This window comes from Allocatenococcus thiocycli (assembly GCF_921292965.1).
GTDB classification, from domain to species: Bacteria; Pseudomonadota; Gammaproteobacteria; order Enterobacterales; family Vibrionaceae; genus Vibrio; species Vibrio natriegens.
In genome coordinates, this window is record NZ_CAKLCK010000011.1 from 12289 (window position 1) to 25901 (window position 13613).

Here is a 13613-nt window from a genome sequence, read left to right on the forward strand (position 1 = left end):
ACACGTCAATTAAGTTTCTCTGTTGGTTCTGGGTCTTTTGGGCTGTGATTTATTAGCCTCAATATCAACGCACCTATGAAAATAGCGATACTTATCGATACTAAACGCTTGAACCCTGAAGAAAGTGAATCCACGCCTTCATGATTAATAATTTGATAAGTGATAACCACAAAGTTGGTGAACAATAATTGATAAATCGTAGAATGACTTTGACGACGAATTGCGTAACAAGCTAATTGGATACCCAAAAACAACGTGAAGCCCAGCACAACCCAATAAGGTGCTCCAAAACCATATAACAGCATGATAGGTAAGGTAAATAAAATGCCTGCTGCTGTGGTTACTAACCTTTGAGCGCTAAAATCCCTTTGATGAAAGGACATGGGAAGTTTAATCATGCTGCTAACGGTAATCGCAATAAGCATTGTCTGAGAGCTTCCAATACCTATCAAAATCGCCAAAGCGATACTCATCGCAGTAGCCTTAAACATCGCAATCCCTAAATGCGCTTCACTCCCTTTAATGCCTTCATCGGGCAAGATATCTTCCTGCTCACCAGGAAATAAGAAGTGAGATAACCAGAAGACAACTATCGCGATCAAAAACGCTTTAAAGATAACTAACGGTACTCCGCTAATTGCAAAGTCCATCTGTTTACTTACTACCGTTGCAATAATCAAGACAATCAAAGTTAATGTTGAAATGATGTCTTGTGGATTCTTATGACTACGGTAGTAACTCCAACAAAATAAAGACCAGCAGAACAAAGCATAACCAGTTGGGGTATCGGACAAAATTCGCGCAAAGAAAACCACAACAAAGCTAACAAATAAAATAACAACAACAACCTGTAGAATCATTTTAATTGGTGGCTTTGCAGGTAACGTGGTCAACAGTATGACCACGAACATAGGGGCTAAAATAGGTAAAGGCTGACCAATGTACTTTAAATAGAAAAGTAGCAAAATTGGCGCAAATACTATTTTTATTACTGGGTTAACGCTGCTACGAAACATAAGTCCATACACTAACAATTCTCATCCATAGTCCCGCTAACCACTCCCCTAACGAACTTTGTTCGGTGTAAAACGCTACCGTTGCTTGAGAGCCATAACGAATGTTGGCGGCACACCCTTAAACACAATATTCACTGGGTATCGCTGAGCATTTAGAGAGGTCGTGTCAGCACGAATGAACCCAGTGTTTGCATCTATATTATTGCTGTCTCCTGTACCCCATCCAACGTTATACACTTCGCCCTCTAATACCCTGCCCGGCAGTGAATCCAATACAACTTTGACAGTTTGCCCAACTTTTATGTATTCCAAAGAGTTTTCGCGAACTAAAGCTGAAATCCAAATCTCTCTGGGATCAATAAACGTCAGCATCGGCGTGCCGACAGAAGCTGGCTGGCCTAGAGTAAGTTGAAGGTTGGTCACAATACCGTCAGAGGGTGCGACAACAGACGTTTTTTGTAGATTCAACTGTGCTTTTTCAAGCCTGGCCATTGCCGCCAATATTTGAGGGTTGTTGTTACCCTCGGGGCCAAGATTTTGTTTAGCCTGAACAAGAGACGCTTCAGCGGCTTCCAATGAAGCTTGCGCTCGTGATTTCGCTTCAATGGCGTTGTCTCGCTCGGACTTACTAAGAACGCCACGTGATGCCAATTCAGAAATACGTGCAGCTTGCTCTCTGGCATTATTTCTAGCCGCAAGCGCATCGACGACCTTCGCCTGTGCGACCTCGACGGCAGCAGTACTCGCCCCTATACTTTGCCCGGCGATCGCCAAATTAGCCTGAGCTTCACGCACTGCGAGTTCATAGTTTCTCGCGTCAATCTTAAATAGCACATCACCAGCTCGCACTACTTGATTGTTCTTAATATTAACGTCAACAATGTTTCCTGCTACTTCCGGAGCGATACGCACTAAATACGAATGTACTCTCGCAATGCTGGTAATTGGCGTAACTCGATCAGACCAAAGGCTATACAGCCAGATAAACAACACCAATGTAATAATGTATATGCTTAGTTTTCTTGACGATTTTTCTGTGTTTGACATTTTCTACTTCTTTTTATTTTGGTAGGTTCCGTAAACTGAAGAGTGGATCATAATAAGCGTTATACAAAGTCTTCAATTAACAAATACACTAGAGTTAAACAAGTTAACTAAGCTGTTTTTAATAAGATAGAACAATATACCACCGCGTTTTTTTCATACTCCCCCCTCGAAGATTTGACGCACTAAACCGAATTTGAAAACTCTATTTTGTCTTACCACCAACATTTCTAGTTTATCAGAAACTTAACCGTATTAGCTCGACATGCATTTATTAAACATCTATTTGGAATGAAATACTTAGAACTTAGTAGGCAGAATCCTCCAAAAGAGCTGACTGTGATAAATTCGAACGCTAAACCACCCTCTTACTGAATATAATTCGTCACTCGTGTAAGAAAGGTGAATGAAAATTCATTATTTTTCCTTTATATGCAGATCAAGTTGAGGGTAAGAGATTTCCACCTCATTCTCTTTGAATAACTGATTAATTTTCTTGTTAACCAGGTGAAGCGTTGGCAAGCGGTCATCAATTGAATTGATATAAAGTCTAAGCTCAAACTCCAAGCTGCTATCGCCGAACTTCAGAAAATAAACTTGTGGTGCGGGAACGCTCAACACAAGCGGAGTATCAGCCACGGCTCGATATAATAAGTCTTCAACAAGGTCTATATCTGAGCCATAGGCAACACCAACAGGGATCACGACCCTAGTAACAGAATCCGTTAAGGACCAGTTGATAAGCTTGTCTGTGATAAATACTTTGTTGGGGACGACAATCTCTTTATTGTCCCAATCAATAATGGTTGTTGAACGCGTTTGAATCTTGCTTACCGTTCCAGAGAGCTCGTTAATCGTCACTGTATCGCCAATCCTTATTGGCCTCTCAAACAGCAAAATCAAGCCAGAGATGAAATTGGCAAAAATTTCCTGTAATCCGAAACCCAACCCAACACCAATTGCCGCGATCAGCCATTGCAGGCGCTCCCACTCGACTCCGATTGTCGTAAAGGCAATAGTTATGCCGAGCATCAGGATCACATAGCGGAGTAATGTAGTGATCGTGTAGCCAGTTCCCGGTGCCAGACTCATCCTGCGTAAAACCAACAACTCTAAAAGACCCGGGATGTTACGGATACTCACAAAAGCTACAACTAAAGTCAGTAACGCATAGACTAAGGACTTCATTGTGATATCTATCGCTTCAGCATCGGCCCCCGAAGATTGAGTCACCTGCCATAAAACAACGTTGTCCATCCAGTTGGTTAACTCCAGCTGACTGGACCATACCGTCGAAAGAACAGTCACGAGCAAGACCAGACTCAGCCCTTTCAACAACGCCATTGACTGCTCGCTGATGGATGCCTTATCCAAACCCTGGTCTTCAGCATCAAAAGCCATGGCATCTTCAGGTAACCCCTCGCTTTCCCGGGCAATTTTTTCCTCTCGCTTGGCAAGAAAGCGCTGATAACTTAATTGTCGTTGCTCTAGAATCAACCAACGCTCACCCAGCTGATAAACCAATAATACCCCGGTTAACGCAAATATATTGAGCTGCTGAAGAACAAGTATCTTCCACGACCCAATATACAAACCCAGTATGGCCATAACAATAACCACAAAAAATGAACCAAGTATCGAATAATAAACAACAAAGAGCCCCATTCCAGATTGGAAAAAAGCAGGCAGGTGAGCATTAACATCGCCTAAATTTAACGCGCTCTTGTAAAGCACAAAAAGCAGAATGACCACCAGCAGATAGAGTATGCGTAGAATTTCGGCATCATTTTGTTGAGCGATCAAACGGAAAAAATGGAAGAAAACCAGAATGACTAGTAAGGGAAACATTATCACTCGTATTCGATGATGAATCGTATGGCACACCTCCGTTGACCACCGAAAATGCAACTCAAGCACCCCTTTCTTTCTGCTCAAGTGATAGAGAAAACCAACACTCCATAAGAGAATAAAGCTGGCAACCATGACCTCATCGAACAGAATTGACGGATGGCGTGCCCATATGAAATCTATAAACCACACACAGGTAAAGAAAAATATCGGTAGAATTGACGACGCAACAAATGTTATCAACAACACAATGATGCTGTTTGAAAAGCTGTCTTTTAACGGATTTCCAAATACCTTTTCTTGCCGCTGAGAAACAAGATCAAGTTTTAACCTCGACCACCAATTTAAAAACAGCAATAGCAATGAGAGTCCAACAAAATAGACTAATGAAAGACGCGCCTTAGACCAGTCGATACTCTGAACACTTGAACTGATCACTTCTCTTACGCCAAAAAGTTTCCGGCTATCGAGCTTAAAAACGTTTTCCCAAATCGGTGAGTTACTGTATGTCCAAACTTGGCGTTCTTTAAAGAAAGCTCTGGCGTCTTCGAGGACTAGAGAATAGTCACTAGACACTGCTATTAACGTGTCTATCGCCGTTGAAAGCGTTTTATATAATGCAATCAATTCCTGGAGCTTGTCCGACTCCAAAACCCGTTCCGCTTTGCTTATCTCATATAGTCGAATATTAACCTGTGCCCGATAATCCTGAAGACTTTCAAGGTCGACGTTTTGGGGCAACTCTTGCAGCATTTTCCTGGTGTAAGCTCCGAATTCCGTTGTTTTATTAAGCCAATCCAGATTACTTTTTATCACCTCCAACTCTTCTGTAAGCTCGGCGTACTCCAGACTTACTCTTTCCAAATCTGTCGACATTTTGGCGATTTCGAGCTTAACCTTATCAAGCTCGATTTCGAGCTTATGAGTATCGGTGAAGTTCTCTTGGTCATACTCGATTTCTCTCTCTATAAAGTTTTCCCTGTTGAAAACTTTAGAGTAGGCGGTTTGCTCCTCATAGGTAAGAACGTAGATGGAAATCGACATGACAACCATGATCGTAAATGCAACGACATACGAAAAAATTTCCTTTTTTCTAATCACAGCCACCCCTTACCAATACGGAGAATCAGGGAACACATTTGTCACAAATGATTATAGACTTACCACGGTTAACCCTGGCTAATCTCCGCTGACAAAACTTCGAGAATCTGCGTGAGCGCAACGCCCAAACCTCTCGCGTATGCTTCAGGCGTTCTCTCTGACAAATCCACTTGTCTCAAAATCTTTTTATCAAAGATGATCGTTGGTCGAACACTCGAACTGTCTACCAATATGAACTGAATTTCCATTACGGCTGTTGGTGTTTGGTCCTTTCTGAAATCACCGTACAATTGCGTCACGATGGTCTTTAAAACCAACGGAGTAGAAACCCCAGAACTGTATGGAACGGCATGTTCAACTAGACCAGAACGAGTAAGTGTGGTTGGTAAGTGACTTTCGATCAAAGTGCTCGGCTCGGATATATAGCGATTGTAATAATCCGTCTCGAAACTCACGTCTGATAACCTGAAAACCATCTGAGTATTATTAAAAGGGCTGTCTACGCGAACGCTATCAATGAGTAAAAACTCAAACTTTGGGGAAAAGGTTTTGTCAGACTCATCAAGCATGATGGTGTAGTGCTTTGGGCTTTCCAACGGCTCACTGATACTGCAACCGGCTAATGCAATAGAACACAAAATCAAAGGGAGTAATTTATTAATATTCATAACTGACCACACTTGTTTGATTATGTATGTTTAAATTATCAATCCAGCTTCAACTTCTCGGGCTCAGCACTAAATATGATGCTAGATGGCTGACTCTTCAAAGTCTCCGAAAAGTCCTTTAGATTTTCCACCGTGACCCTGAGGTCTTTTATTACATAATTAATATCTGACTGATTGTCGGCCATAATGACGTCTAGCCTGACAGCAGCTCGGTCTAAATCATTGATTAATTGATTCAGCTCTCCCCCATTATTGAGGGTCGTATTTAGCTTTTTACTGATCTGCGCAACGGATGAAATGATCGCTTTAATTTCAGCGTCCGAAACCACGCCATCAACACTTTTCACCATTTGGTTCGTGTTCTTCAATAGCTCTATCAACTGCACATTTAGACTTTCTACATCTATCTGCCCAATGCTGCCGTCGAGAGTCTCAATTAGCATATTGATATTGCTTACCAGTGTATTGATATCTGCCTCGTCCAAACGGTCAATGAGGTTCTGTATGCCAGAAACAATTTTACCTGTAGAGCTCTTTGTCGATGGTACATAGGGGTATTCTGGAGTCCAATCAAAGCTCAAGCCTTTCTCTGTTGATATAAAGTCAAACGATAGGAACTGTTGGCCAGTGATACCAGCTAACTGAGTTGTCGCTCTCAGCCCACGATCGATGGCCACTTGAACACTCATGTCCCACTCAGCAACTGTCTTTTTAGCGCCAGTAATTTCACTACGAACCACAACATATGACCTTCTGTTTTCTCTTGGTACATCCGATTCATAGATAGCATCGGAGAGTTCAATCGATACCACCTCGCCTGCCGTTATCCCTCTGAACCTCACGGGCGCGCCTACATCAAGTCCTGAAACTGACTCATCAAAGTAAGTCTCGACTATCATCTTGGGCTCAAATAAGCCCCTTCCTTCCAAAATGAACAGGACAACAAATAGCGAGATTAACGCCGAAACCACAAACAGCCCTAATTTATAACTGCCTTTTGAATCATCCATTACTTAGCTCACTCTCTTGTTTTAGTGCATCTGGCTGCCGATTGAAAAACTGGCGAACTCGCGTGTCATTGCTGTTATCTCGTAAATCTTTAGGGCTCCCCTCAGCGATAATGCTTCTCGATATAGGGTCGAGCATGATTGCCCTATCGGCGATAGAAAAAATACTTTGCAGCTCATGCGTCACGATGATGAATGTGTATCCCAAACTCTCTCTCAAATTTAAAATGGTTTGATCTAAGTTCGCCGCAGTGATTGGGTCTAAGCCTGCCGACGGTTCATCCAAAATCAAAATATTCGCCCCAATCGCCATGGCCCTGGCAATACCGGCTCGCTTGAGCATCCCTCCAGAGAGCTGACTTGGCATGAGTTCCGCTGAATGCCCCATCTCTAATAACTCTAATAATGTCCGCGCAATTTTATTTTTCTCTGGCAGACCGAGATCGGTAAATTCATCTAAAGGGAAACGCACATTTTCTAATATGTTTAATGACCCAAACAACGCGCCGCTCTGATACATAACACCAAGCTCGCGCTGAATGGATGACTTCTCCGACTGTCCCGCATGTACGATACTCTTGCCATTAATGGATATGTCGCCAGACATTGGCTCGTACAAACCAATAATGTGTTTCATGAGGCTGGATTTTCCGCAGCCCGAACCACCTAAGATAACGAGAACCTCACCACGCCTTACATTAAAGCTGGCGTCTTCTAGCAAGATTTTATCGCCGTACCCCATTTTTAAGCCAGTGACCACGACTGCATCATCTTTATCTGGATCATTGAATGCCGAATTCATTGGACACCCTCAGGTTAGTAATACGGTAAAGAAGCCATCAATCACGACTATCCATATGATGCTGCTCACCACTGCACTTGTTGCCGCCAAGCCGACCGAAGTCGAACCTTGGCCAGTGGCTAACCCCCGCTCACAACCGATGACTGCAATAATGAACCCAAAAGTGGTCGCCTTTACCAAGCCAAATATCAAGTCCCAAGCAGAAAGTGCATTTAAAAGTTGGTTGTAATATTGGACGAAACTTATATCGAACTTCAGTAAGACAAGGGCACCACCGAAAACACCGACAATGTCGGCAAGTATGGTCAATAGAGGGAGCACGATAACGGAGGCATAGATGCGAGGTATGACGAGAAACTCCACAGGACTTATCCCAAAGGTGCGCAGCGCGTTTATCTCTTCATTGACTTTCTGTGTCCCAATCTCCACGGCGAATGCCGCACCAGTACGACCTGCGAAAACGATCGCCGTCATCAATGGGCCTAACTCTCTGAACATGGATATCCCAATCCCATCCGCTACGAACAGAACAGCACCAAATTGTTGAGCAACTAAGCCGATTTCAAAGGCGATGATGACTCCCATTAGAAAGCCAATTAACAGAATGATAGGGACCGCATCCGCCCCTGCCCTTGTCGATATATTCGAAACGGTCGCCCAGTTGACGTTTTTCCTCCCACGGATTCCTATCTTAAAAACCAGTACGCACTCTTTGATAAACTTAACGACAGAACCGACATAAACGAGCATTTCCATCGTTGCTTGCCCGACACGCTCAAAAAAAACACTTTGTCTTCTAACGGTGGTAGGCGAACTCCTTGTGGGTACAGGAGGTACAAGCTCTGCCAAACTAGGTTTAAGGCCAATTATGGAAATTTCAGCGCCAGGAGCACGAAATCGGGTCTGTAAATCCGATAAGAATGCGACACCAGAGATGTCAATAAAGGTGAGATTGCTCGCGTCTACCACGATGGGAGAATTTGGGTGTGATTCGAGAAGCTTGTTCGCTTTATCCCAAAGCTCTCCAACAACAGCAGAAGTAATGCTATCAGCCAACTCAATTTCTAAATTGCTTTCATTCATAGACTTCCACTCACCAATAAACACACACCCACATTGCGAAAAATCACTCAATACAGAGTAAAAACTGCGGATACTTACCTCGATTAAGCTTAGCCAACGTTTCAAGGTTTCAGTTGTCGTGATGAGTCTAATTGATTAATTAATCATGTTAATTCCGGAGAATATGATCTTTGTCATGAGTTCACCTCGCCATTCAAAACGCACTAATGGCCAAAGAAATGCACCAAAAGTTCCTCTTCAACATCAAGGCATCGACCTCTGAATGAAAAACGAGTGATGGTTGCACGCCCCAAACATGATGGATGTCATCCTACATAAGCGATTATTTGAAGTAGATCACTTCCTTTATATTTGTCCCATCAAATAACTCTGAGGCACAACTCATGAACCCAATGCCGCATGAACTCGTGTGGGGCGAGATTTACTTCCCTCCATTGTTGCTGGTGATCGGATTGGCTTACGTTCTGACCACACTAGTTACATCCTTCGCTGTTCGTTTGGGCCTACACAAACATGTGGCGTTCCCAGCGATAGCGGAGCTGAGTCTAATTGTTATTTTCACTGGCGTTATCGGCCAATTTATTACGATATTCTGAGGTAAGTTCACCGTGATTAAACGTTATCTAATTAGTCTGTTATTGCTTTGTGGGGCAGGAGCTGTGGCCTATTCCTACTACGAAACATACGCGAATAATCCGTGGACAAGAGACGGTCAAGTCAGTGCTTATGTCATCTCGGTAACACCGCGCGTCACAGGACAGGTAACAAACGTATACGTAGCTGATAACTCAAAAGTAAAAAAAGGCGATTTGCTGTTTGAGATTGACCCAAGCATCTACCAAGCGACATACAACAAAGCGTTGGCAAGTAAGAAGCAAGCCTCTGCACTCCTGGCTAAAGCGAAAAATGAAGAACTACGCGCCATTAATCTCGCAAAGCGTAGTCCTGGTGCCGTACCGGCCTTAACGCTAAGCAATTTAGCAAACGCCGTCGAAACCTCAGCAGCGAACGTAGAACTGGCCAAAGCAACGATCGAGGAAGCACAACTTAACCTCGATTACACCAAAATTTACGCGCCAACTGACGGATTCATTACCAACTTAAATGTTCAGGCAGGTTCACAAGTGGTGGCCAACTCTCCAGTCGTTGCTCTTATTGATGAGAACAGCTTTTGGATTGAAGGCTACTTTAAAGAAACTGACTTAGCGGGTATTAATCCAGACGACCGAGCCTACGTGACGTTACTGATGCGCGATGATGTGCTGTTAGAAGGCAAGATTAAAAGTATTGGTTTCGGCATCGCTAAAAAAGATGGTACTACGGGCAACGATCTCCTGCCTAATGTAAACCCTAACTTTCAGTGGATACGCCTGGCTCAACGAATTCCGGTCAAGGTAACACTGGACGAGATCCCTGAGGGTCTACAGCTACGTGTCGGCATGACAGCATCCATCAAAATCATGAAACACTAATAGGTAAATACCATGCTCAATGCCTCTACCAAAGAAGCCATTAAAGTCGCGCTATCTATCGTGATTGCGCTCAGTCTTGCGCTATGGTTCCAGTGGGAAAAACCGTACTGGGCTGCAATTGCAGTTGTGGTTATGGCATTGAACGAGAGCTATGCCCATTCCATTCATAAAGGACACAACCGTGTGTGGGGAACGCTAGTCGGTATCGCTTATGCGCTGTTCTTAATTGGTACGTTTCCCCAGGATCCTTTCTTGTTCCTGAGTTTTCTAACCATGTTTCTTGGGTTATGTATTTTTATGTCAAGCGACGAGAAATATGGATACATATTTTCGATGGCTTTTACAGTATGCTCCATCGTCGCTTGCATGGGTCAATTTGATGATCAAACTATATTTCACTTCGCAATATTACGTCTTCAAGAAACGGTACTAGGTGTAATAACGTTTTCTGTTGTTTATAGAATTGTTTGGCCTATTAATACCGAACAAAATTTTATCCAGAAGTTTGAAAATAGCCGCACTCTGTTACTTGAAGCATTAAAAAATAAGCACGACTTTAACATTGAAGCGCTTGAAGCTAATGCGGGAAATATTAATAAGCTATATCAGCTACTAAACTTGCCGTTAAAGGACAGCTATCAACTAAGGCAGCACAGACGAGTTTGGCTTGATCGAGTCAATGAAATGACTCATATCCAAGAAAGACTGCTGAGTCGAGTGAATAACTCGAATGAAAACAGCGCTGAATGGAAAGTGTTGGCAGAAAAATTAGAAAACTTTTATGTAGATAAGCCTCAAACGTCTCTTATCGGCTATAGAAACAGCAATAAAACTGAAAGTGCCAAAATATCAATTCATCAGAAGAAACGGACACTTACCCAACATTTCAAAGACGATAGACGTAAAGTTTTTCATGGTGTGTCGATGTTCGTAACATCATTACTCGTTTGGATTTATCTCCCGGTACCTGGTGGTTCAATTTTCCCAATGATTGCAGCTGCTTTTTCTTGCATCTTGCCGACAATGCCGCCGAGTGTACTCAAAGATGCCTTCTTCGGCGTAATAGGTACTGGAACGGTAATTTTACTGGAGTATGTGTTTTTGATGCCCCTAATGACCGAACTATGGCAGTTAGCACTATTCTACTTCATTAACACAATAGTGATTTGGGAGGTTTTTTCAGCACCAAAAATGATGATTCATCGAATACTAGGAATCAATCTATTGGTCGTACTTACCTCTGGCGCTTTAAACCTGACTCCAACATATAAAATTGAAACGCCAATTCTTATGCTGACGAATATTTTAATTCTTCTTCTGATTGGGAAGTTATTTTCAGATCTATTTTGCAAACCTCAAAATTTAAAATAACAGACCATTAAACATAATAAATTTACTAATTTCCTCAAGGAAGAGGTATTTGACTAACTTGAGGAGATGCTATTGTGAAAATAAACTTCGTACTGGCTTTTTTGACAGTTCTATTTACCCCATTGGGCTTTGCTCAAGAATCATTTTTCCCTATTTGGGGTGATGAAGCTGAAAAGAGAGGCTATTCACTACCTAAGCCTTACGGCCTTTCTCTTTCCTATATGGATATGAGCAACCCTATTACAGTCAACAGCATTGATTTGACAGGACACCCTGTACTTGACGCGCTTGATATTGATGCCAACCACGCCGATTTTACGGGCTCAAATATTACTCTGAGGGGAGATGTCTGGATTTTTCCGTTTATGAATATCTACGGCATTATTGGTTATACCCAAGGTACCAGTACGGCAAAAATTAACTCACTCGGCTGTGATGCTTCCTCTGTGAACGGTATCGGAAACAAAGCTCTGTGCTCGTTGCTGGATGCTGCTGGCGACGAGTTACCGGACAATGCCGTATTTGAGCTGGATATGGACGGCGGAACCTATGGCGCAGGTACCACGTTGGCGGGAGGCATAGGAAATTGGTTTGCTTTACTCGATATGAACTACACCTACACCAGCATCGCCGCTATTGATGGCAATATTAAAACCTTCGTTGCCGCACCTCGTGTCGGGTATCGCTGGCAATATGATGGCGGACGCGAACTGCGTGTATTTGCTGGTGCCATGTATCAACATGTTCAACAAGAACTATCTGGTGATCTAAAGAGCTTAAATCTACCGCGAGAAATCCATGAACTCGTCGATCACTTGAGTCCAGATGCCGGCTTCAATGTCAGTCAAACTGCTGACGAGAACTGGAACGGTGTAGTTGGATTCCAATATGCCTTTAACAAAGACTGGGAGATCTTGATGGAAGCCGGATTTGGCGAACGTGAGACTCTGTTCTTTTCTCTAGGGCGTCGATTCTAGGTATTGAAAGTCATGAAAAAAACACTCCCTCTTGTTTGTCTGTTTATGTCTGGGGTACCCCTCGCCGAGCAGACAGAGCAAAAACCAGAACAGCTTGAACAGACCATGTATCAGCAATATCAAGCGTGGCTTGAGGATCTATTGTTGGAGCTGGGCGCAGATGGTCAGTTCGATCCTAAAAAAGGCGTCGACTGGAGTGTCATGCCCGGGCCCTTTTATACTCCGGAGAAAAAATTTGGTATTGGCGTGTCGGCAGTTGGTCTCTATAAGCCAGATATCAACGATATGGACTCACAGCCAAGCTCGATTACCATTAACGGTTTTGGGTCAATCAACGGCGCTTATGGGATATCGATCAATAATGCCAACTACCTAAAAAACGACCAATACCGTTTATTTGTTGACGCTGAATTAACGGATTCTCCCGATGTATTTCATGGCTTTGGGGTTGACGCAGGAATGCACAATGAACGGGTCGATTATAACCGACGCAGTTATTCCGCCTCCATCACTGGTATGACGCGTATATTACCTAACACCTACTTAGGCATGGGTCTCTCGTTTTCCCATAATGAAGCGTCCAACGCCAAACAAGAAAACACAAACACACCTTGGATTGGTGATGATTTTGCGGAACTTCCTGAAACGCAGCGTAACATTGGCGGCTTGCTCAGTGTGACTTATGACTCGCGGGATTTTGCCCTTAATGCATCAAAAGGAAGGCTGATTGAGCTTGAATATCAGAACTTCAGTACTGAATTAGGCTCAGACAATGATTTTGAACGTGTAAGGTTCAATTACAGTGACTACCACGCTCTATCGTTAATTCCTGGGGTTCTGGCCTGGCAGGTGCGTGCCGAATCTAATTTCGGTGACGTGAGCTGGGATCAAATGGCTATGCTCGGAGGCGCTGAGGCGCTGCGTGGCTACGAACAAGGTCAATATCGCGACAGAAACATGCTGATTTCCCAAGTGGAGTACCGGCAGCCACTATCTGGTCGCCATGGCATGGTGTACTGGTTAGGAGCCAGCACATTGGCTGAGGAATTTGATCAACTGGGTCAAGACAAGTGGCTTTACTCTGTCGGCGTTGGCTACCGATTTGAAATCAAGCAGCGAGTTAACCTGCGTTTAGATATGGGCTTTGGTAACGATCAAAGCGGTTTTTACTTTGCAATTAATGAAGCGTTTTAACTGAAATGAACCGTTTACTTTTTAAACCCT

11 protein-coding genes and 1 pseudogene are annotated in these 13613 nt (G+C 43.3%); 5 read left to right on the top strand and 7 right to left on the bottom strand.

All coding sequences use genetic code 11. From position 1 onward, the window contains the following. Positions 1–5: 5 nt before the first annotated feature. The 7 genes and pseudogenes from L9Q40_RS05025 to L9Q40_RS05055 form a co-directional block, all read right to left on the bottom strand. Positions 6–1016, bottom strand: coding sequence for a DUF2955 domain-containing protein (locus L9Q40_RS05025; RefSeq protein ID WP_239949405.1), 1011 nt, complete (start codon positions 1014–1016; stop codon positions 6–8). After that, positions 1006–2063: pseudogene (locus L9Q40_RS05030) on the bottom strand (HlyD family secretion protein). The gene L9Q40_RS05025 and the pseudogene L9Q40_RS05030 overlap by 11 nt, the downstream one beginning before the upstream one ends. 414 nt (positions 2064–2477) lie before the next feature. Further along, positions 2478–5009, bottom strand: coding sequence for a mechanosensitive ion channel domain-containing protein (locus L9Q40_RS05035; protein WP_498792413.1), 2532 nt, complete (start codon positions 5007–5009; stop codon positions 2478–2480). Positions 5010–5077: 68 nt separating this feature from the next. Beyond that, positions 5078–5677, bottom strand: coding sequence for an ABC-type transport auxiliary lipoprotein family protein (locus tag L9Q40_RS05040; RefSeq protein WP_498792415.1), 600 nt, complete (start codon positions 5675–5677; stop codon positions 5078–5080). A 38-nt stretch (positions 5678–5715) separates the two neighbouring features. After that, the gene (locus tag L9Q40_RS05045; protein WP_498792417.1) at positions 5716–6687 is read right to left on the bottom strand and encodes an MlaD family protein; all 972 of its coding nucleotides are present in this window, start codon (positions 6685–6687) and stop codon (positions 5716–5718) included. Beyond that, entirely contained in the window at positions 6680–7486 is an 807-nt protein-coding gene (locus tag L9Q40_RS05050) for an ABC transporter ATP-binding protein (RefSeq protein WP_498792419.1), read from the bottom strand. The genes L9Q40_RS05045 and L9Q40_RS05050 overlap by 8 nt, the downstream gene beginning before the upstream one ends. Before the next feature lie 9 nt (positions 7487–7495). After that, complete coding sequence (locus tag L9Q40_RS05055) at positions 7496–8674, bottom strand: ABC transporter permease (protein WP_498792421.1); 1179 nt, start codon at positions 8672–8674, stop codon at positions 7496–7498. 278 nt (positions 8675–8952) lie between these two features. On the opposite strand from L9Q40_RS05055, the gene L9Q40_RS05060 reads away from it, so the two are divergent. The 5 genes from L9Q40_RS05060 to L9Q40_RS05080 all read left to right on the top strand — a co-directional run bounded on the left by L9Q40_RS05060 (position 8953) and on the right by L9Q40_RS05080 (position 13583). Further along, positions 8953–9165, top strand: a complete 213-nt coding sequence (locus L9Q40_RS05060; RefSeq protein WP_014234514.1) for a DUF1656 domain-containing protein — start codon at positions 8953–8955, stop codon at positions 9163–9165. A 12-nt stretch (positions 9166–9177) separates the two neighbouring features. Continuing rightward, positions 9178–10041, top strand: coding sequence for an HlyD family secretion protein (locus tag L9Q40_RS05065; protein ID WP_014234515.1), 864 nt, complete (start codon positions 9178–9180; stop codon positions 10039–10041). A 12-nt stretch (positions 10042–10053) separates the two neighbouring features. Further along, positions 10054–11412: an FUSC family protein gene (locus L9Q40_RS05070; protein WP_498792424.1), complete on the top strand. Its 1359-nt coding sequence runs from the start codon at positions 10054–10056 to the stop codon at positions 11410–11412. A 74-nt stretch (positions 11413–11486) separates the two neighbouring features. Then, the gene (locus L9Q40_RS05075) at positions 11487–12389 is read left to right on the top strand and encodes a hypothetical protein (RefSeq protein ID WP_498792426.1); all 903 of its coding nucleotides are present in this window, start codon (positions 11487–11489) and stop codon (positions 12387–12389) included. 12 nt (positions 12390–12401) lie between these two features. Beyond that, positions 12402–13583, top strand: a complete 1182-nt coding sequence (locus tag L9Q40_RS05080; RefSeq protein ID WP_498792428.1) for a BamA/TamA family outer membrane protein — start codon at positions 12402–12404, stop codon at positions 13581–13583. Positions 13584–13613: the final 30 nt, after the last annotated feature.